The 21346-nt window shown below is 64.7% G+C and carries 18 protein-coding genes; 1 reads left to right on the top strand and 17 read right to left on the bottom strand.

Translation table 11 applies throughout. The features are described from left to right. Nucleotides 1-75 precede the first annotated feature (75 nt). The 9 genes from tldD to KR767_RS01960 form a co-directional block, all read right to left on the bottom strand. Nucleotides 76-1515 carry a metalloprotease TldD gene (gene tldD, locus KR767_RS01920; protein ID WP_166951308.1) on the bottom strand — a complete coding sequence of 480 codons (1440 nt, stop codon included), beginning with the start codon at nt 1513-1515 and terminating at the stop codon, nt 76-78. Between the two features lie 182 nt (nt 1516-1697). Next, the gene (locus KR767_RS01925) at nt 1698-5588 is read right to left on the bottom strand and encodes a YhdP family protein (RefSeq protein WP_250877942.1); all 3891 of its coding nucleotides are present in this window, start codon (nt 5586-5588) and stop codon (nt 1698-1700) included. Between the two features lie 30 nt (nt 5589-5618). After that, nucleotides 5619-7103 carry a ribonuclease G gene (rng, locus tag KR767_RS01930; RefSeq protein ID WP_166951303.1) on the bottom strand — a complete coding sequence of 495 codons (1485 nt, stop codon included), beginning with the start codon at nt 7101-7103 and terminating at the stop codon, nt 5619-5621. Nucleotides 7104-7158: 55 nt separating this feature from the next. Beyond that, nucleotides 7159-7716, bottom strand: coding sequence for a Maf family protein (locus KR767_RS01935; protein WP_284732866.1), 558 nt, complete (start codon nt 7714-7716; stop codon nt 7159-7161). 10 nt (nt 7717-7726) lie between these two features. Then, nucleotides 7727-8197 (bottom strand): 23S rRNA (pseudouridine(1915)-N(3))-methyltransferase RlmH, encoded by a 471-nt coding sequence (gene rlmH / locus KR767_RS01940; RefSeq protein ID WP_250877943.1) that lies wholly within the window; start codon nt 8195-8197, stop codon nt 7727-7729. A gap of 8 nt (nt 8198-8205) precedes the next feature. Next, nucleotides 8206-8595 carry a ribosome silencing factor gene (rsfS, locus tag KR767_RS01945; protein WP_166951294.1) on the bottom strand — a complete coding sequence of 130 codons (390 nt, stop codon included), beginning with the start codon at nt 8593-8595 and terminating at the stop codon, nt 8206-8208. Between the two features lie 94 nt (nt 8596-8689). Beyond that, nucleotides 8690-10333, bottom strand: coding sequence for an N-acetylmuramoyl-L-alanine amidase (locus tag KR767_RS01950; protein ID WP_250877944.1), 1644 nt, complete (start codon nt 10331-10333; stop codon nt 8690-8692). A gap of 193 nt (nt 10334-10526) precedes the next feature. Beyond that, entirely contained in the window at nt 10527-10979 is a 453-nt protein-coding gene (tsaE, locus tag KR767_RS01955) for a tRNA (adenosine(37)-N6)-threonylcarbamoyltransferase complex ATPase subunit type 1 TsaE (protein ID WP_250877945.1), read from the bottom strand. 2 nt (nt 10980-10981) lie between these two features. Beyond that, entirely contained in the window at nt 10982-12451 is a 1470-nt protein-coding gene (locus tag KR767_RS01960) for an NAD(P)H-hydrate dehydratase (RefSeq protein ID WP_250877946.1), read from the bottom strand. Between the two features lie 35 nt (nt 12452-12486). Between KR767_RS01960 and queG the strand changes: the two genes are divergently transcribed. Continuing rightward, nucleotides 12487-13554 carry a tRNA epoxyqueuosine(34) reductase QueG gene (queG, locus tag KR767_RS01965; RefSeq protein ID WP_250877947.1) on the top strand — a complete coding sequence of 356 codons (1068 nt, stop codon included), beginning with the start codon at nt 12487-12489 and terminating at the stop codon, nt 13552-13554. A gap of 159 nt (nt 13555-13713) precedes the next feature. Here queG and scpC read toward each other — a convergent pair whose 3' ends face one another. The 8 genes from scpC to rpsM form a co-directional block, all read right to left on the bottom strand. After that, nucleotides 13714-15234, bottom strand: a complete 1521-nt coding sequence (gene scpC, locus KR767_RS01970; protein WP_250877948.1) for a succinyl-CoA:acetate CoA-transferase ScpC — start codon at nt 15232-15234, stop codon at nt 13714-13716. Nucleotides 15235-15405: 171 nt separating this feature from the next. Further along, nucleotides 15406-16776, bottom strand: a complete 1371-nt coding sequence (locus tag KR767_RS01975) for a class II 3-deoxy-7-phosphoheptulonate synthase (protein ID WP_166951258.1) — start codon at nt 16774-16776, stop codon at nt 15406-15408. A 43-nt stretch (nt 16777-16819) separates the two neighbouring features. Further along, on the bottom strand, nt 16820-17320 hold the full coding sequence (locus tag KR767_RS01980) for a disulfide bond formation protein B (protein WP_250877949.1): 501 nt from the start codon (nt 17318-17320) through the stop codon (nt 16820-16822). Nucleotides 17321-18277: 957 nt separating this feature from the next. Further along, nucleotides 18278-18664 (bottom strand): 50S ribosomal protein L17, encoded by a 387-nt coding sequence (rplQ, locus tag KR767_RS01985; RefSeq protein ID WP_166951252.1) that lies wholly within the window; start codon nt 18662-18664, stop codon nt 18278-18280. A 209-nt stretch (nt 18665-18873) separates the two neighbouring features. Beyond that, the gene (locus KR767_RS01990) at nt 18874-19872 is read right to left on the bottom strand and encodes a DNA-directed RNA polymerase subunit alpha (RefSeq protein WP_166951249.1); all 999 of its coding nucleotides are present in this window, start codon (nt 19870-19872) and stop codon (nt 18874-18876) included. Between the two features lie 16 nt (nt 19873-19888). Further along, complete coding sequence (gene rpsD / locus KR767_RS01995; RefSeq protein ID WP_166951247.1) at nt 19889-20515, bottom strand: 30S ribosomal protein S4; 627 nt, start codon at nt 20513-20515, stop codon at nt 19889-19891. Nucleotides 20516-20526: 11 nt separating this feature from the next. Then, the gene (rpsK, locus tag KR767_RS02000) at nt 20527-20913 is read right to left on the bottom strand and encodes a 30S ribosomal protein S11 (RefSeq protein ID WP_007513384.1); all 387 of its coding nucleotides are present in this window, start codon (nt 20911-20913) and stop codon (nt 20527-20529) included. A 12-nt stretch (nt 20914-20925) separates the two neighbouring features. Continuing rightward, nucleotides 20926-21282, bottom strand: a complete 357-nt coding sequence (gene rpsM, locus KR767_RS02005; protein ID WP_144916975.1) for a 30S ribosomal protein S13 — start codon at nt 21280-21282, stop codon at nt 20926-20928. Between the last annotated feature and the right edge of the window lie 64 nt (nt 21283-21346).

Raw genomic sequence — 21346 nt, forward strand, 5'->3', positions numbered from 1 at the left:
CAATTCCTGCGACCGGCATCGCAATTCGTGACGCGCTTCAGGGTTGACGCGTCACCGATAGATTTGAACAAGACGTCAGGCGGCTGTTCCACCGACTGTCATGCCATCGACGCGCAACGTCGGTTGACCGACGCCCACGGGCACACTCTGACCATCCTTGCCACACACGCCCACGCCTTCGTCGAGGGCGAGGTCGTTGCCGATCATCGAAACGCGCGTGAGCACGTCAGGCCCCGAACCCACGAGCGTGGCGCCCTTTACCGGACGCGTGACCTTGCCGTCTTCGATGAGATAGGCCTCGCTGGCGGAGAACACGAACTTGCCATTGGTGATGTCGACCTGGCCGCCGCCGAAGTTCACGGCATACAGGCCACGCTTCACCGAGCGGATGATTTCTTCCGGCTCACGGTTACCGGCCAGCATGTAGGTGTTGGTCATGCGCGGCATCGGCAGCTGCGCGAACGATTCGCGGCGACCGTTGCCCGTGGACTTCACGCCCATGAGGCGGGCGTTGAGCTTGTCCTGCATGTAGCCCTTGAGGATGCCGTTCTCGATCAGCGTGGTGCACTCGGTGGGCGTGCCTTCGTCGTCGATGCTGAGCGAGCCGCGACGTCCCGGCAACGTGCCATCGTCGACCACGGTGACACCTTCGGCAGCCACGCGCTGGCCGATGCGGCCGGCAAAGGCCGAGCTGCCCTTGCGATTGAAATCGCCTTCAAGACCATGACCGATGGCCTCGTGAAGCAGCACCCCGGGCCAGCCCGGGCCGAGCACGACCGTCATGCTGCCGGCGGGCGCATCGACGGCTTCGAGGTTGACCAGTGCCTGGCGCACGGCTTCCTCGGCGAACGCGTGCGCACGACCGTTTTCGAGCAGCTCGCGATAGCCGTAGCGACCGCCACCGCCCGAATGTCCCTGCTCGCGGCGACCGCCCTGCTCGGCGATGACCTGCACGTTGAGCCGCACCAGCGGGCGCACGTCGGCCGCCAGCGTGCCATCGGAAGCGGCCACGAGGATGGTATCGAGCGTGGCCGAGAGGCTGACCACCACCTGCTTCACGCGCGGATCGCGCGAGCGGGCATAGGCGTCGACCTCGCGTAGCAGCGCGATCTTCTCTTCGTTGGGCAGGCTCTCTACCGGATCGATGGCGGGATACAACCCGCGCCCCGTGGCAAGCGCCAGCGGCTTGCCTGCCCCTGCACCACCCTGCGCAATGGCACGGGCGGCCTTCGAGGCTTCAAGCAGCTGGGGCAGCACGATTTCATCGGAGTAGGAGAAGCCGGTTTTCTCGCCCGAGATGGCGCGCACGCCCACGCCCTGTTCGATGGAATGGCTGCCATCCTTCACGATGCCCTCCTCCAGCACCCAGGATTCGCTGCGCGAATGCTGGAAGTAGAGGTCCGCCGCGTCGATCGAGGGCCCCATCAGCTGGGAGAACACGCGATCGAGATCGGTGGCGGCAAGGCCACCCGGGGTGAGCAGACGACGTTCGGCGAGGGTGATCAGGGAATCCATCAGGAATGGCCGGCAGTAGAACGGTAGAGCCCCGAGATGGGGCCGGAAACAACGAGATTAAACCTTCGGACGCCGTTTGGCAGCGCCAGCCGCCGCAGGCGCCTTCCGAGCGGGCAGCGTGCGGGACAGTTCGGACCACGGAATGATGGCGGCCAGTTCGTCTGCCAGCCAGCCGTGCGACGTCAGCGTGCCGGCTTGGCTGTCGAGGGTTCGCCCTTGTCGATGGGCGTCATGACGGGTTTTTCCCAGGTGCCGGTGACGTGGTAGCGCTTGCGCGCGGCCTGGTTGAGGCCGTGACCCAGAATGCCCTGCACGGCCAGGCCTGCCGCCGCGCCCACCGGGCCACCGGCCAGCGCGCCCACCACAGGCAGGCTGTTGCCGACATGGGGTACCACCAGCACTTCCTGGTCGTAATCGCGTGTGCGCAGGCCCGTGCGGCCCGTGATGGAAATCTCGGCCGCAGGGCCGCGGATCTTCAGGTTCTGTGTCGTGGCGCTGCCATCGGCGAAGCGGAAGTCGCCGTTGATCGAGTCGAATCCGAAACCCTTGCCGAGCACATCGCCAAAATCGAGCGCGAGGCGACGAGGCAGTTCCGTTACGGAAACCAGGCCAAACAGGCGGCCCACGCCGGGCTGCACTTCGAGGATGCGGCCATTGGCGATGTCGATCTTCAGCGTGCCGTCCATGTTCGCCAGCGCCAGTGCGGAGGGGCCACCGGGCCAGACGGCGTCGAGGCGGGCCTCGGTGCGTCCACCCTGGAAAATGCCGACAAAGCCCAGCGCATCGAGCATGCGTGCAACATCTTCGGACGCAAAGTCCATGGCCAGGTGCGTGCGGCTGTTGTGCTCGTCGCCGTTCCAGTCGCCCGTGGCCGTGATCTGCACGTTCTTCGACTGCGCACGTATCTGGTCGATATGCATGCCCTCGTCCGTGGGCCAGGTTTCCAGACGCGCCTCACCCAGCCTTGCCTTGCCCAGGCGAAGATCGCTGACATGCAGGTGCAACGGCGGCAGGCTGGACGGCGTGACGCCCGTATCGGCGGCATCGGCCGGTTTCTTCGCCGCAGCCGAGGCAGCCGTGGCCGGTGCGGTGACATGGTCTTCGGCCTTGGCCACGGTCGCGGCCGCCGTGGTTGCAGCGCCAGCGGCAGCGCGCCCCTTCCTGGCCGCGTCTGCGGCGTCGTCAGCCGCCGGCCACCACAGCTTGTCCATGCGCGCGGTAATGCCGCGACGACGAAGATCGTCATTGGGCACGGTCATCTCACCCACCATGCCATCGCTGTCGACACGCAACGAGAGCTCCTGCGGGCCGGGCTTCGCTACCAGGTGCATGTTGGTGAAATGCTGGCCGAAGACCTCGCCGTCATCTGTCTGCAGATCGAGGTTATTGAGGCCGGGGCCGTCGCTTCCCGTGGCCGATCCCACGACGTATTGCACCCAGCCCGACACATCCAGGTGTGCCGACTTGCCGCCGATCAGGTATCCCGACGGCGGCAGGCTGGCCGGTGGCGTGGCACCGAGATTGAACGCCGCGGCCAGGGGCAGCTTGTTCTTTTCATCCGGCAGGCGCAGGCGTCCGCGCACGATGTCACCCAGTGCAAGATCCAGCCGCGCGCCGTCCACGGGCAAGCCGATACGCACGGACAGCGGCTGGGGAGCGGCCGCAGGCTTCTTCACCGGCGTGGGCATCAGCAGTTCGACGCCACGCAGATCGGAATTGACGGTCAGCCACTGCGGGTCCGTTCCCTGATCGGCGCGATCCAGCTCAAAACCGACGCGGAAATTGCCGCGTCCCTTCGCGATATCGCCGAGCCATTTGAGGTTGTCGTAACCGGAGACCATCTCGTCGACGGTGAACGCACCCGTGACCGAGGCCGTCACGATCTTGCCGGGATCGTCCGTGCCTCCGGCGATGGCGAGATCGAGATTGGCGGGTTGTCCGTGAAACGACGTTTTAAGGCCAGACGCCTTGAAGCCCTTGCCATCGAAACTCATCGGACCTGTGATCTTGTCGAGCTTCAGCTTCCACTCGTTTGCAACGAGATCGGCATCCTTGATGGCGGCCTTGCCGTCGAGCGTGAAGTCTTTCGCGTCTTTCAGCGGCATGAGCAGGTTGAAACCGAACTCACCGGTGCCGCCGAGTTTCATCTTGTCCAGCGCATCGCGGCTGTTGCCAGCGACCGGGCTGTTCTTCACAAAGTCGAGAAAACTGGTGCCTGTACCTGCGCCACTCACGCGCAGGTCGAGCATGCTTTCGCCGAAATCGGCAATGGTTGCCGTGGCAGCACTCACCGCATTGCCAAGGGAGTGCCCCTCGCTCGCGTCGATATACATGCCGTTGTCGATGAAGCTGGCAACGGCCGTGATGCCTTCGGCCTTTGGCCAGCCATTGCCGTAGTCGAGCACGGTATCGTCGATGAGCGCACGCGCTTCGAAGCGCCCCTGGTGCTCATGGAACGGGAAATCGCGAAGGTTGCCACGAATCACTGCGGAGCCACCGACGATGTGACCGGAAACGAGGCCGCGATTGAGCCAGTTCTGTGCGCCTTCGGACATCGAGTGGATCGGCCAGAACAACTTGGCCGCCGGCACGTCGCCCTCGCCCAGCGCGACGTACATGTCCATGAAGGGACCGGTGTCTTCATGGGGCACCACGAATTCACCGCGCGCCTGCCCGCTGAATCCCTCGCCATGGAAATCGAGGGGATCCACGCCGATGTGCCAGTCGTCGTCTTCACGATAAACCGTCACGTCACCTTCGATCGCCGACATCGCGAACGGTTTGCGGAACACACCGGTGGCGTCGATCGTGGTGGCCTGCCGTGGCAGGCTGAGGGTGAGCGCCTCGGCATCGCCGAATACTTCGCCCTGGAGCGAAGACAACCCGGGCAGCTTGCCGCTCGCATCGATGCCAAGGCCGGAGAAAGTGGCATGCGCGAAGCTCAGGCCGTCATCGGAATTCCAGTCGGCGCGGACACTGTCGAACTGCCCGCGCGGATGACCTTCGCCCAGCCAGCGGGCGATGGATGGTGACAGGTCGGGAAGCACGCCCGCCCACGGCGCCAGCGGCGCAAGATCGAGCTTGCGGGCCACGATGGTGCCCTCGCTGCGCGTGCCTGCGCTCTTCAGCAACAGGGCCAGATCGCTGCCGTCGCGCCCCGCCCAGTCGATACGCTGGCCATCGGCGTTGCGATGCAGGTCGATGATGCCGTGCAGCCCGGACGTCGCCACGGTGCGCTCGAGGCCACGCACCTTCAGATCGTCGAGATCGATGCGCGATGTGGCCCTGACCACGTGAGCGTTGCGCCAGTCGAGCCAGGCCTCGAAGCTGCCTCGCCCCGTGGCGAGCGAATAACCCGCCATGTCGAAATCGGACGTGAGCGCGGCGAAGTCCACCTCGCTGCCCTTCACATACACCTTGCCATCGGAACCGTCGACAGCGAAGCGGCCGGCAGCAGTGAGCAGGCCACCACCCTTGTCGCGGCGCAACGTGCCACCGACGCGAACAGCCTGCCCTTGCAGGCTGATGCGCAGCTGATCGGCAATGAGTGCGTAATCGCGCCCCGTCGTTTCATCCGCGATATCCAGGCGCAGGTTGCCCAGCCACAGATCGGCGGAGAGATTGCCGAAGGATACCTTCTGCGTATTGCCGCCGGCACCGAAGCCATCGATGCTCCAGCGTCCGTCCGGCGCGCGTCGCAGGCCAAGACGCAGATCGCGCAGGCGCAGGTTGAGCAGGTGACGCGACGGCAGCACGAAGGCACCGAAGTCGAGCTTCACCGCGGCCTGCGGCAGATGCAGCGTATCGCCGCCCTCCGTGCTCTCCACGGTGACATCGCGCATCACGAACAACGGACCCGATGGACGCCAGAAGCCTTGCAGCGAGGCAAAGTGAACGGGCTTGTGCAGTTTTTCGCTGAGCAGTGCCGCCACGCGCTCCGGGTAGCGCGCCGCGAGGGGCAGCAGCAACTGCCCCATGGCCATCACGATGGCGAGCGCAACCAGCACGCTCGCGACCAGCCCCAGAAGGAAGAACCGCAGGCGTCTTGCGCGATGGCGCCAGGCCGGACTCACCGGCCCGGAATCCGGCGGTGACCGCCGGGCTTAGAGGAGTACGACATCGAACTGTTCCTGCGAATAATGCTCTTCGGCCTGGAAGCGTATGCTCTTGGCGATGAACTCTTCCAGTTCGGCCACGGCGGCCGATTCCTCTTCGAGGATGCGTCCCACCACTTTCGGGCTGGCCATCACCAGGAGCTTCTGCGCGTTGAACTGGCGCACCGCACGGGTGATCTCCCGGAAAATCTCATAGATGACGGTTTCGGCCGTCTTCAGCGTGCCGCGACCGCTGCACGCCGGGCACGGCTCGCAGAGCTGGCGTTCGAGGCTTTCCGTAGTGCGCTTGCGCGTCATCTCCACGAGGCCCAGGGCCGACATCGGATAGACGGTGGTTTTCGCGTGGTCGCGCTGGAGGCCTTTTTCCAGCATGCGCAGCACCTGGCGCTTGTGTTCGTCTTCCACCATGTCGATGAAGTCGATGATGATGATGCCGCCCAGGTTGCGCAGCCGGAGCTGGCGCGCGGCAGCCTGCGCCGCCTCCAGGTTGGTGCGGTACACGGTTTCCTCGAGGTTGCGGCTGCCGAGGTAGCCGCCCGTGTTCACGTCGATCGTGGTCATCGCTTCGGTCTGGTCGACGATGAGATAGCCGCCCGACTTCAGCGGCACCTCCTTGCGCAGGGCGCGCTGGATTTCATCCTCCACGCCGTACAGGTCGAAGATGGGCCGCTCGCCGGAATAATGCTCTACCCGGCCCGACAGCACCGGCATGAACTTCTGCACGAATTTGACGGTTTTCTCGTAGGTTTCGCGTGAATCCACGCGCACCTTCTCGATGCCCTCGTTGAGCGAATCGCGCAGCGAACGCAACGGCAGCGAAAGTTCTTCGTAGACGCGCTCGCCGAGTTTCGCCTTCGCGATATTTTCCTGCACCACGCGCCATACCTTGCCCAGGTAGGTCACGTCGAAGGCCAGGGATTCCTCCGACTGGCCTTCGGCATTGGTGCGCACGATGTAACCCAACGGGTTTTCACCGATGAGCGGGGTGATGACATCCTTCAGGCGCTGGCGCTCGGCTTCGTCCTCGATGCGTACGGAAACGCCAAGCGTGCGCGAATGCGGAAGCAGCACGAGGTAGCGCGAGGGAATCGACAAATGCGTGGAGAGTCGCGCTCCCTTGCTGCCGATGGGGTCCTTCACCACCTGCACCACGATTTCCTGGCCTTCGTGCACCAGTTCGCTGATGGGGGGTACGGGGCCATGGCCGTTGCTCTTGCCTTCGGCGGCATCCGTGGCCTGCACGGGCGCACGCACGATATCCGAGGCATGCAGGAACGCGGCGCGCTCAAGCCCGATCTCCACGAAGACCGCCTGCATGCCGGGCATCACCCGCTGCACACGGCCCTTGTACACGTTGCCCACGTAGCCGCGCTTCTGCGCGCGCTCGACGTGGACTTCCTGCAACATGCCGTTTTCAACGATCGCGACGCGTGTCTCACGCGGCGTGACATTAATCAGGATCTCCTCGCTCACCGCCGCCCCTTTTCCTTTGTTCACCGCACTTTATAGCCCGCGTGCGGACGATATGTCACTGACCCCGGAGAAGTCGTGAAGTTTCGTACAGCGGAAGGCCCATCACGCCGGAATACGTGCCCGACAGATGGGAGATGAAAGCGGCCGCGCCGCCCTGGATGGCATAGGCTCCCGCCTTGCCGAAACATTCGCCGCCGGCCACGTAGGCGGCAATCTGCGCGTCGTCGAGCGCTGCGAAGCGCACCGTGGATATGGCCACCTCGCCACGCTCTCCAGCGGCATCCTTGAGCCATACGGCCGATACCACGCGGTGTTCGCGGCCGGAAAGGCGCTGCAGCATCGCGGTGGCATCACTGGCATCGCGGGGCTTGCCGAAGACTTCGTCGCCAAGAATCACTTCGGTGTCGGCAGACAGCACGCGTGCCACCGGGTCGGCGGCCACCAGCGCATGGCCAGCGCGCGCCTTGTCCAGCGCCACCCGCGAGACATACGCATCGGGCGACTCCCCGGACTGGCGGATTTCCTCAACATCTACGTCGAGTGTCTGGAACGCCACGCCCATCTGGCCAAGGAGTTCGCGGCGACGCGGGGACTGAGAAGCCAGGTAGAGCACGGCGTTTCCTTCAGGCGCGGTGATAGGGATGCCCTGCCACGAGCGTCGTGGCGCGATAAAGCTGCTCGGCAAGCACAAGACGGACAAGCATGTGCGGCAGCGTCAGCGGCCCCAGCGACCAGCTCTGGTCCGCGCGCGCCAGCACCTCGGGCGCGTGCCCGTCGGGGCCACCGATCAGGAAGGCCAGGTCGCGCCCACCCATGCGCCACTGTTCGAGCTGGCGACCCAGGTCTTCGCTGGACCAGGTCTTGCCACGCCCATCAAGCGCGACGACATGGATATCGCGAGGAAGCGCGGCGAGGATGGCCGCACCCTCATCGAGGGTAGCCTTCGCATCATCGCGGCCCTTGCCACGAATGCCGGGTTTGATCTCGAGCAGATCGAGCGGAAGCTCGTGCGAAAGCCGTTTGCGATATTCGGCGAAGCCTTCGGCCACCCAGGCCGGCATGCGTTCGCCGACGGCGATGAGGCGAGCCCGCATCGCGGGCGTCAGTCGTTGGCGGCGGCGTCGGCACCGTCGTCGCCGACGGTCCACAGACGCTCGAGCCCATAGAACTCGCGGATACGGGGCAGCATCACGTGGACGATGACGTCGCCCAGGTCGACCAGCACCCATTCGGCTTCGGCCTGGCCTTCGACGCCCAGAGGCATCACGCCGGCTTCCTTCGCGAACTTCACCACCTCATCGGCGATGGACTTCACGTGGCGGGCCGAGGTGCCCGAGGCGATGAACAGGGTATCGGCGACGGAGGTCTTGCCGCGGACGTCGATCTCACGGACATCCTTGGCCTTGAGGTCTTCAAGGGCTGCGACGACGCGCTGGCGGAGTACTTCGTTGCCGTCGGCGGAGCGGGCCTTGCGGGGGGCGGGAGAACTCAAGATAGGAAAACCTCGTACGGCGGGAATGCCGGTCTGTCGGGGCGGATTATAACCGCCCGGCACGCGCCACGCGTCAAATGCCCGCGCAGGCCCGTCAGCCGGACGGAATCACCATGATCGAGCCGATTCGCACGTTGTTGTCGGTCATCTTGTTCGCCAGCTTGAGCGCCCCGACCGACACCCCGTACTGCTGGGCGATGCCTGTCAGGGTCTCTCCGCGCGTCACCCGGTGCACGTCGCGCACGTTGTCGTCCGCCCGGCCGCGCGATTTCGGTGTGTCGGCCCTGGCCACCACGCTGGTTTTCGGGGCTTTCGGCTCGGGCGCCACGGCCCGGCTGGCCGATTTTACGGCGTCGGAGGCCACGGCATTGGCATCGGAAGCCACCGCCGGGGCGGCTGGCGCGGATGCCGCCGTGCTGGCCAGCGAGGTGCCATTGCGACGCGCTGCCTGTGCCGCGAACCAGGTTCCCGGCGGCGGCATGGACTCGAAGTAGTTGCGCACGCCGCCCAGCACGGCGGTGGCCAGTTCGCGACGATGGCTGTCATCGCGCAGGCGGCGTTCTTCGGCCGGATTCGTAATGAAGGCCGTTTCGACCAGGATCGACGGCACGTCGGGCGAGCGCAGCACCACGAAGTTGGCGCGCTCCACATAGCCGCGATGCGTGGGACCCAGGCGGCCCAGGGCTTTCAGCACGTTGCCTGCGATGGATTCGCTGGCCTGCATGGCGTAGCCCTGCTGGAGATCGAGCAGCACGGCGGCCAGGCTGTCGTCCTTGTCGTCCAGCGAGACGCCGCCCACCAGGTCGGCCCGGTTTTCACGATCGGCCAGCCAGCGGGCGGCTTCGGAGGTCTTGCCGCGCGGCGACAGCACCCAGACCGAGGAGCCCTTGGCGTCGCTGTTCTTGAAGGCATCCGCGTGGATGGACACGAACATGTCCGCATTGTGCTCGCGGGCGATCTCGTAACGGCGCTTCAGCGGGATGAAGTAGTCGCCGGTGCGGGTCAGGAATGCCTGCATACCCGGCTGGCGATTGATCTGGTCGGCCAGCTCGCGGCCCACCTGCAGGGTGACGTCCTTCTCGCGCAGGCCCGTAGCGCCGCGGGCACCCGGATCTTCGCCGCCGTGACCTGGATCGATCGCCACGATGACCTTGCGCTCGCCCGTGAGCGGGGGCGGCACCTTGCCCGGCGCCACGGCACGTCCGCGCGAACCGCGCGACGATCGGGTCACCGGTGCCGGTGGCGGCGTCGGAGCGTCGGCAACCGCCGGGGAATCTCCGCCATCGCTGCCGCCCGGCGAGCTGTCGCCGGGCGAATTGTCACCCGGATCGCTCTGGCCGCCCGGATATAGATCCAGCACGAGCCGGTAACCGTAGTCGCCGGCCGGCTTGAGCAGAAAGCTCTTCGGCTTGGCCTGGGTATCGACCTTGGCCGTCATACGGGCGTTGCCGCCCTGCTTGCCCGACGACATCGACTTGAACAGGCCCTGGGCGCCGGGTGCCGAGAAATCGCCGGAAACGGAGCTGCCGGCGATATCGAGCACCACCGTGCCCGGGACATCGCCCTGGGACATCTTGTAGGTGGCCGGGCCGGACAGGTCGAAGACCACGCGCGTGTACTCGGGCCCGGCCCAGACGCGCGCGGCCTTTACATCAGCCGCCACACCCATGGCAGGAGCCAGCGCCGTGACGGCTGCCACGCACGCGATAAGGCCGAGTTTGCTAGTGATTCCCCACATATGGCCGGATTGAACTGCAAGCGCCCGCTGATTGCAAGATTTTTTCCCTTGGTAATCCATAACCTGCAAACACTTCGTCAACGACCGTACAGGTATGGTCCACAACCTGACTATGCAGGAGCGTGCCTCGCGCGCGCCGCGCGGGGCGAAGTGTGAGATTTCGCGCAGGACGGGTCGCGCGCGAGGCGCGCTCCTACAGGCCCAGGGCTTGTACGAGGCGGCGACCGGCTTCGGAGCGGGGCTGGAAGCCCACGACGCGTCCCATGCCGTCATGTCGGAAATACAGCTCCAGGTCGACCGGCGGCAGCGCACCCTGCCCTCGTTCGGGCCACTCGACGAGCACGATCGCGCCCGGCTCGGAGAGACTGTCCAGCCCCAGCCATTCCAGCTCACCGGGATCGGCGATGCGGTAGAGATCGAGGTGGAAGGCCCGGCGTTCGCCGATGTCGTAGCCTTCGACGAGGCTGTAGGTGGGGCTTTTCACCCGCTCGCCCACACCCAGCGCCTTGAGGAAGGCCCGGGCAAAGGTGGTCTTGCCGGCCCCTAGATCGCCATGCAGGAAGGCAACCAGGCCGTCGGGCAGGGCCTCGGCCAGGCGCCTGCCCAGGGCCAGCGTGGCTTCTTCGTCCGCCAGGATCAGTTCCATGCTCATGCCTCCAGCCCGTTGACGAGCCGGCGCAGCGGCGTAAGGAGATCCCCTGCCAGCAGGCCACGTTCGCCCTCGCGCGCAGCGACATCCGCCGCCCGGGCGTGCAGCCCCACGCCGAGGCAGGTGGCTGCATAGGGATCGCATCCCTGCGCCAGCAAGGCCGCAATGATGCCTGTCAGCGTGTCGCCCATGCCGCCACTGGCCATGCCCGGATTACCCCAGGGGCAGACCGAGACGCGACCATCCGGCGCCACGACCAGGCTGCCATTGCCTTTGAGCACCACGACGGCGGCATGCCGGCGCGCCAGCTCGCGGGCTGAGGCGAACCGGTCAGCCTGTACCTCTGCGGTGGACACACCGAGCAGACGCCCGGCCTCGCCCGGATGCGGAGTCAGCACGACGTGCCGCGGCAAGGCGCGTGGCTCGGCATGCAACAGGTTGAGGCCGTCGGCATCGAGCACCGTCGGCAGGCCTGCATCCAGCGCCGTCGTCCACAGGGCATGCCCCCAGGCGCCCTGCCCCAGGCCCGGACCAAGCGCCACCACGGAAGCTTTTTCCAGCATCGGGGCGAGCGCCTGCGGACCGTTGACGCCATGGGCCATCAGCTCGGGACGCGCCGCGTTCATCGGCATCACGTTCTCGTCGCGGGTGGCGACGCTGACCAGGCCCGCGCCCGTACGCAACGCGGCTTCGGCAGCCATGCGCACGGCACCCGCCGTGCCGTGGTCGCCACCGATGGCAAGCACGTGGCCGTTGTTTCCCTTGTGGGAATCGCGCGGGCGACGCGGCAAGGCCGCAGGTTGCAGCAGCACGGCATCAGGGGTGCTGCGCAGATCGGGCGGCACGCCCAGGTCGAACAGTTCGATATCGCCGGCCAGCTCGCAGCGCCCGGTATGCAGGCCGCGCTTGTGGACGATGAAGCTGGCCGTCGCGGTCGCCCGCACCGCCACGCCAGGAGTGGCCCCGGTATCGGCAGAGAGGCCGGAGGGAACGTCCAGCGCCAGCACGGGAAGCCCCGAAGCTGAGATGGCCTCGATGGCAGCCTGCGCGTCGCCTTGCGGCGCACGGTTCAGGCCCGTGCCATAGATCGCATCGACCAGCACGTCGAGGTTGCCTAGCGTGCCGGGCCACGGCTGCGGCAGCCCGCCTTCCGCCAGGAAAGCCTCGCGCGCCCTGGCAGCGTCGCCTTCCGAACGAGGCTCGCCCAAGGCGAACAACTGCACGGAAAGACCCGCGCGCAAGGCATCGCGACCGACCAGGTAGCCATCACCGCCGTTGTTGCCAGCGCCACAGACGATGCCGATGCGCGAGGCCTGAGGCCAGCGGCGCCGGAGCATCGCAAAGGAAGCCGTCGCCGCACGTGACATCAGCTCGAAACCGGGGATGCCGGCGTCGGCAATCGCCCTGGCGTCGATGCGGCGCGACTGCTCGGACGTATAGAGAGCGGTATCGGGAGAGATGGCGGTCATCCGGCAATTATAGGAGCCCCCGGTAGAATGGACGCATGCACGATCCCGCCGCCACCGACTACGCCGCCCTCGCCCGGGACATCAAGCACTGGGCCCGTGAACTCGGCTTCGCCGACGTGGGCATTGCCGGTACCGACCTGGGCCACGACGAGGCCTACCTCGAACGCTGGCTGGCCGACGGCCACCATGGCGAGATGGACTACATGGCACGGCATGGCACGCGGCGCAGCCGCCCTGCGGAACTGGAGCCCGGCACGCTGCGGGTGGTGTCGGTACGCATGGATTACATTCCGCCGGGCACGGCCAATGCGTGGGGCGTGATCCACGATGGCGAGAAGGCCTATGTGGCCCGTTACGCCCTGGGCCGCGACTATCACAAGGTGATCCGCAACCGTCTGCAAAAGCTGGCCGCACGCATCACCGAACGCGTCGGCGACTTCGCCTATCGTGCCTATGTCGATTCCGCGCCCGTGCTTGAAAAGGCGCTTGCGCGCAATGCCGGCCTGGGCTGGATCGGCAAGCACACCGTCTTGATCAACAAACGTGCGGGGTCGTACTTCTTCCTTGGCGAGTTGTACACCAACCTGCCGCTGCCCATCGATGAACCCGCCAGCGCACATTGCGGCAGCTGTCGCCGCTGCATCGATATCTGTCCTACGCAAGCCATCGTGGCGCCTTATCGGCTCGATGCACGCAAATGCATTTCCTATCTCACCATCGAGCTGAAGGGCAGCATCCCCGAGGAACTTCGGGCACCGATGGGCAACCGTGTTTTCGGCTGCGACGATTGCCAGCTCATCTGCCCCTGGAACAAGTTCGCGCAGGATGCGACGGAGCCTGATTTCGCTCCGCGACATAGCCTGGATGGCGCAAAACTGGTCGAGCTGTTCGGATGGAGTGAAGAAACCTTTCTCTCACGCACCGAAGGCATGGCCATCCGACGCACGGGCTACGAGGGCTGGTTACGCAACCTGGCGGTTGGACTGGGCAATGCACCGACAAGCGCCGATGTCGTCAGCGCACTTCAATCCCGTGCCCATCATGCTTCCGATGTCGTGCGTGAACATGTCGCATGGGCGATGAAGCAACACGGCATGACGTGACGACAACGCGTAGCCGTCGCTACACACCCATCAGCCTCGCCCTGTACGAAGCCGGCGTTTCGCCGAGCACCCTGCGAAACGAAGTGGGGACACGCGGGAAACGCTTCGGGAGGTTGCAGACGGTATCGGTTTCCTTCTGCTCGATCAGGCGATCCGGACTCAGGCGTCCTTGAGCATCGTCCCGGTATCCAGCCAGCGCTGGTGCCAGGACAGGGCTTCCGGCAACAGGTGCGGCGTGTGCTTGCCAAAGCTGGCACGCGAGGCACGGTCGAAATAATCCTCCAGCTGCGCGCGATACGACGGGGCTACGCAACGATCGATCAGCTGGCGCGCACGATGACGCGGCGGCAGTCCGCGCAGGTCGGCCAGACCGTGCTCGGTAACGACGATGGAAACGTCGTGCTCGGTGTGGTCCACATGGCTCACCATGGGCACGATCGCCGAGATGCTGCCGTTCTTTGCCGTACTGGGGCTCAGGAAGATGGAAAGGAAACTGTTACGGGCGAAGTCACCCGAACCACCGATGCCGTTCATGATGCGGCTGCCCATGACGTGCGTGGAATTCACGTTGCCATAGAGATCGGCTTCGATCATGCCGTTCATGGCGATGCAGCCAAGGCGACGCACAAGCTCGGGATGGTTCGAGATCTCCTGCGTGCGCATGATGATCCGCTCACGGTAGAAAGCGATGTTGCGCTTGAACTCCTCGTTGGCCTCGGGGCTCAGGGCAAAGCCCGTGCAGGAAGCCACCTTGAGTACTCCACTGCGCAGCAGATCCAGCATGCCATCCTGGATCACCTCGGTGAACGCGGAGAGGTCACGGAAACCACTGCTGGCCAGGCCCGCCAGCACGGCGTTGGGAATATTGCCAACACCGGACTGCAAGGGCAGCAGGTTCGCCGGCAAGCGTCCCCTGGCCACTTCGTGCTTCAGGAAGTCGATGAGGTGTTCGGCGATACGCTCGCTGGTGGCATCACCCGGCGTGAAGGGGCTATTGCGATCCGGACCATGCGTGCGCACGACCGCAACGATCTTGTCAGGGTCGCAGTGCAGCGATGTCTCGCCGATGCGATCGTCCGCGTGCACCAGGGGAATGGGCTTGCGATGCGGTGGCAATGCCGTTCCGTAGTAGACATCGTGCATGCCGTCGATACCCTCCGGCTGCCAGTCGTTGACTTCAACGATGACCTTCTTCGCCAGATCGAGCCAGGTCTTGTTGTTGCCTATCGAGGTAGACGGAATCAGGCTTCCATCCTCGCGAATGCCGGCGACTTCAATCACGGCGGTATCGATGTCACCGTAGAAGCCAAACCATACGTGCTGGGCAACATGGCTCAGGTGGATATCGATGTAATCCAGCGTGCCGGCATTGATCCGCTGGCGCGCGTCGGGATCGGTCTGGAACGGCATGCGCAACGCGATGCCATCGGCCTTCGCCAGCGCGCCATCGAGTTCAGGCGCCGTGGAGGCGCCCGTCATGAGGCGGATCTTGAAATCCCGCCCGTCGACATGCGCATCCTCGATGCGACGCGCCAGGGCCAGGGGCACCGCCTTCGGATAGCCCGACCCCGTGAAACCGCTCATCGCCACGGTTTCGCCGGGCTGGATCAGCGCGGCGGCCGCTTCGGCAGAGACCACGCGGTCGCGCAGGAGGGAATGGCGGATTCGCTCGGTGGACATGGGACAAGCTCGGGGGATGGGGAGTGCCCATTATCCTCCCCGGCCGCCGCGGCGAGACATGCGACCATCGTTGGATGGACGCTACTGCGATCCATATAGGAGCGCGCCTCGCGCGCGACAGAGTCATGCGACAACCTGTCGCGCGCAAGGCGCGCTCCTACAACAGCTTTTTCAGGCCATGCCGGCCGACTTGCGGGTAATCAGCATCGCCAGTTCAAGCGACTGCTCGTAGTTCAGGCGAGGATCGACCATCGACTTGTAAGCCCGGTCGAGATCCTGTTCCACCAGCCCACGCGCGCCACCCAGGCACTCGGTGACGTTCTCGCCCGTAAGCTCCAGATGCACGCCACCCAGGCGTGTACCCGCGGCCGCATGGATATCGAAGGCCTGATCGAGCTCGCCCGCGATATTGGCAAAACGCCGGGTCTTGTAGCCGTTGCTGGTGCTCTCGGTATTGCCATGCATGGGATCGGCCACCCAGAGCACGCGACGCCCTTCACGCTTCACGGCTTCCAGCAGCGGCTGCAACTGCGTGGCGATCTTGTCGTTACCCATGCGGTGGATCAGCGTGAGGCGACCCGGCTCTTCATTCGGGTTGAGCACGTCGATCAGACGCAGCAGGTCATCCGGCTGCACCGTCGGCCCCACCTTCACGGCGATCGGGTTGCGGATGCCACGGAAATACTCCGTATGCGCACCGTCGAGCGCCGCCGTACGCATGCCGATCCACGGGAAATGCGTGGACAGGTTGAACCAGCCGTCCTGGCGCGGCACGCGGCGGGTCAGCGCCTCTTCGTAGTGCAGCAGCAAGGCTTCGTGTGAGGTGTAGAAATCCACGCGCGAGTACGAAATGGATTCACCACCCAGGGTTTCCATGAAGCGCAGCGAGTCGCCGATGTTGGCAACCATGCGCTTGTACTCCACCGCCAGGGGCGAATGATCCACCCACGCCAGGTCCCAGTACTCGGGATGGTGCAGGTCGGCAAAACCACCGTCGATGAGCGCGCGGACGAAGTTCATCGTCATGGCCGAACGGGCATGCGCCTTGATCAGGCGACGCGGATCGGGGCGGCGCGCCTCCGGGGTGAATTCCGGGCTGTTCACCAGGTCGCCGCGGAACGCTGGCAAGGTGATGCCGTCGCGGGTTTCGGTATCCGCCGAGCGCGGCTTGGCGTACTGGCCCGCAAAACGCCCCACGCGCAGCACCGGCTTCTTCAGGCCATGGACGAGCACGAGACTCATCTGCAGCAGCACCTTGAGACGGTTGGAGATGATCGGGCTGGTGCAGTCGGCAAAGCTCTCGGCGCAATCGCCACCCTGGAGCAGGAAACGCTCGCCGACCTGAGCCTCGGCGATGGATTTCTTCAGCGCCAGGATCTCCCAGGAGGTGACCAGCGGCGGAAGCTCGCCAAGCTGGGCCAGGGCTCCATCCAGCTCGGGGATGTCTTCATAGGTGGGTTGCTGGAGAGCGGTCCTCGACCGCCACGAACCCGGTACCCAGTCGGGGGACGGGGAAGTTACGGCTTTGAGGGAGTGCTGCATGACGGCGGTGCCTGCGTTAAAGCGCCTTTGGCGGCGCGGAAAGTCAACGAACGGAACGACGGACGGCCACGAGGGCCCAGATGACGAGGACGACGAACCAGAGCAATGTCCAGCCCGGCATCGGGATACCGAGGATCGGCTCAATCTTGGCGCACTCACCCGAACCGGTGAACGCGAGCTTGAGCATCTTCATGAAGGGAAAAGCGTCGAACAGATACCCCAGGCCAGGGCCGCATGCCGGCACCTGGTCAGCCGGAAGGCTCTGCAACCACAGGTGGCGACCGGCCGTGACAATGCCCCAGATACCGCCCAGAGTGACCAGCGTGGCGTAGACAGCCCGCGTCTTCGTGCTCCGCGGCGCATGCAGGCCGCCGATGAGGAAGAACAACCCCATGGTGCACACCGCGATCCGCTGGAAAATGCACAGCGGGCACGGATCGAGATTCATCACGTACTGGGCGTAGAGAGCAAAACCCATCAGCGCCGCACAGACGACAAACGCGGCGAGGTAGCGGATACGGAAAGACCAGGTCTTGGGATTCATGGCGCGCCGGGGCGTTGCGGGATACCCACGTTAACGCTTTGTGCATGCCGTTGTCAGTAGGCCGCCGAAGTTTCGTCTGCAACCATGTCAATGATTTGCAAAGACATCTGTCACCCGGAAAGCCGATTTCCTGTCAAAACGGCCATTTACACCAGCCACACCGATGGCAGGCGGCGATTGATCTCATGTATGACGAAAATTCCTGCGGCAAAACGCCGCTGCCCGTAACGATCCAGGCCATCCACGCAAGCACAGGATTGTGTAGGAGCGCGCCTCGCGCGCGACCGTTTAATACATCTCGTTGACAACCGTAGAAGCCTCGCTACCAAAAAACGTGTGGGAGCCAATCGCATCGGCGATGGGTGCTCGCGAAGGCGTGTCTATCGCTGCGCAGGCATCGCCGACACGGTCGCCCCCTCCGGCAGCCGCACGGCGTTGTAGGAGCGTGCTTGCGCGCGACCGGTGGAACAGGAACGGTGATGTACATCGCCATGAACGGTCGCGCGCAGGCGCGCTCCTACAACAAGCGGCGATTACGTTGGGAGAGGCGGCGGGGGCGGCCCTTGGCGCGACTTGATGGAGGTGAGGGGAGTGGGCGGATAAGGCCCGAAGGGGGCCGGCCAGGAAGGCCGGCCTTTTTCGCCGAGGCACGGAGGCCGAGTCGAAAAACCCCGCCCGCTCACCGGGCCCGAAGGGGCGAAGCCATAAGACACTGGCCGCGCTAGCGGCTCTCCTTTCCCGAGGGACACCGCAGGCCGGAGCGCCAAGGGCCGCCCCCGCCGCCTCCAAGCGACCACGCCACACGCGCCGAGCGCCGAGCGCGAGGCCGAACGGCGAGCCCTGCCTACGAAGCAGAGCACACCAACGTCGAGCCCTGCAGAGCGAACACTCCAAACGCATAAAAAAACCCCGGCAGGTCACCCGGCCGGGGTTTCGATGACACTTGATGCCTTACGCTTACTCGGCGTCGACGGCGTCGGTCTGCTGCGGACGATCCACGAGTTCGACGTAGGCCATCGGGGCGTTGTCGCCCGGACGGAAGCCGCACTTCAGGATGCGCAGGTAGCCGCCGGGACGCTCGCGGTAGCGGGGGCCGAGCTCAACGAAGAGCTTGCCGACGGCCTGCTTGTCGCGCAGACGCGCAAAAGCAAGACGGCGGTTGGCGACGCCATCGGTCTTCGCGAGCGTGATGAGCGGCTCGGCGACGCGACGGAGTTCCTTGGCCTTCGGGAGGGTGGTGCGGATGAGCTCGTGCTTGATCAGCGACGAAGCCATGTTCTTGAACATCGCTTCGCGGTGGCTGCTCGTGCGGTTGAGCTTGCGACCGGATTTCTGGTGACGCATGGTGATTACTCTCTATGTCTGTTGTTATGAAAAACCGGCCAGGATAGGCCGACTTCCCGCGGTTACCCGCTGTTCGAGGCTGTCAGAACGCCTCGTTATAAGAGCACGGCCTCTATGGACCGCTTCAGGCTCCCAGTGGAAATGCACGCAGCATCCGCTGGGTCGTACAAAGGATCGGGGCGATCGAAAAGCGATCGCCCCGTAAAACATCAACCCAGCTGCATACCGTGGGAAAGACCCGGCGGCGGCCAGTTTTCGAGCTTCATGCCGAGGGCGAGACCACGTCCGCCCAGGACATCCTTGATTTCCGTCAGCGACTTCTTGCCGAGGTTCGGGGTCTTGAGCAGCTCGACTTCGGTCTTCTGAACCAGATCGCCGATGTAGTAGATGCTCTCTGCCTTGAGGCAGTTGGCCGAACGAACCGTCAGTTCGAGATCATCTATCGGGCGGAGCAGGAGCGGATCGAAACCGCCCTTCTCAGCCTTGGTCGAATCGCTCTCACGACGCGAGAAGTCACCGAACACCGACAGCTGATCGTTGATGATTTCAGCCGCCTTGCGGACGGCATCTTCAGCACCGATCGTGCCGTTCGTTTCGATGTCCAGCACGAGCTTGTCGAGGTTGGTGCGCTGCTCGACACGAGCGGCGTCAACTTCATAGGCAACGCGCAGGACCGGAGCAAACGACGCGTCGAGCTGCAGACGGCCGATCGGACGGGTCTCATCGTCCGGGTGCTGACGGGCGCTTGCCGGCTGGTAGCCGACGCCCTTACGCACCTTGAGACGCATGTTGAGAGCCACATCCTTGGTGAGATGGCAGATCACATGCTCGGGATTGACGATTTCCACGGAGTGGTCGACGGCGATATCGCCGGCGGTGACCACGCCCTTGCCCTTCTTGGACAGCGTCAGGGTGACTTCGTCACCGCTGTGCTGACGGATGGCAACGTCCTTGAGGTTCAGCAGGACTTCGATCACGTCCTCCTGCAGGCCTTCCAGAGTGGTGTACTCGTGCAGCACGCCGTCGATTTCGACTTCGACGATCGCGCTGCCCGGAATCGAAGAGAGCAGCACGCGACGCAGCGCGTTGCCCAGGGTGTGACCGAAGCCACGCTCGAGCGGCTCGACCACCACCTTCGCGCGGTTCGCTCCAAGCTGCTCGACGCTGAGGCCACGAGGCCGCAGCACACTAGTAGACGATACTGCCATGCAAGGCTCCGGTGGATTACTTCGAGTAAAGCTCGACGATCAGGGCTTCGTTGATATCGGCCGGCAGATCGCCACGATCCGGAACGGCCTTGAACGTGCCTGCGAACTTCTTGCTGTCGACTTCAACCCACGACGGACGGAGGTCCATGGTGTCGTAGATGGTTGCCGCTTCCTGCACGCGCAACTGGCTGCGGGCCTTTTCGGTCAGCGAAACTTCGTCGCCCGGACGGACGTGGTACGAAGGAACGTTGACCTTCTTGCCGTTGACCGTCACAGCCTTGTGGGCCACGAGCTGGCGAGCCTGGGCGCGGGTGACCGCGAAACCCATGCGATAGACGACATTGTCGAGACGGCTTTCCAGGAGGCGAAGCAGGTTTTCACCCGTGTTGCCCTTCTGGGTCGAAGCCTTGGTGTAGTAGTTGCTGAACTGACGCTCAAGCACGCCGTAGATGCGCTTGACCTTCTGCTTCTCACGCAACTGGACGGCGTAGTCGGACAGACGAGCGCGCTTGTTGGCGCCATGCTGACCGGGCTTGTTTTCGAGCTTGCACTTGGAGTCAAGCGCGCGAGCCGGGCTCTTCAGACCGAGGTCTGCACCCTCACGACGCGCCAGCTTGCAGGTAGCTCCACGATAACGGGCCATGGTTATGCTCCTTAGACGCGACGCTTCTTGGGGGGACGGCAGCCGTTATGCGGAATCGGCGTGACGTCAATAATGTTGAGCACCTTGTAGCCCAACGCGTTCAGGGAACGCACGGCCGATTCACGGCCCGGGCCGGGGCCCTTGATGCGAACTTCCACGGTCTTCACACCGTAGTCGCCGGCAGCGCGGCCAGCCTTTTCGGCGGCAACCTGGGCAGCGAACGGGGTCGACTTACGGGAACCGCGGAAACCCGCGCCGCCCGCCGTCGCCCACGACAGGGCATTGCCCTGGCGATCGGTGATCGTGACGATGGTGTTGTTGAAAGAAGCCTGCACGTGGGCCACGGCATCCGTGACAACGCGCTTGATCTTCTTTTTGGTCTTAACCGGCTTAGCCATATTCGGTATCCGTTACTTCTTGATCGGACGACGCGGACCCTTGCGGGTACGGGCGTTGGTACGCGTGCGCTGGCCGCGCACCGGCAGGCCGCGACGGTGGCGCAGGCCACGATAGCAACCGAGGTCCATGAGACGCTTGACGGCCATGCCGATTTCGCGGCGGAGGTCGCCCTCGACCGTGTACTTAGCGATTTCGGCGCGGATCTTCTCGACCTCACCTTCGCTCAGCGACTTGATCTGGGTGGTCGGAACCACGCCAGCGTCTACACAAACCTTCTTCGCCCGCGAACGGCCGATTCCGTAAATGCTCTGAAGGCCAACCCAGACATGCTTCTGGACCGGCAAATTGACACCCGCGATGCGCGCCATGATGTACTGTCTCCGATGTGCTTCGTGCGCGGTAAACGCGCAATTCTAACCTGAATTAACCTAA

It is taken from the genome of Luteibacter anthropi, from assembly GCF_023699965.1.
Classification (GTDB): Bacteria; Pseudomonadota; Gammaproteobacteria; order Xanthomonadales; family Rhodanobacteraceae; genus Luteibacter; species Luteibacter anthropi.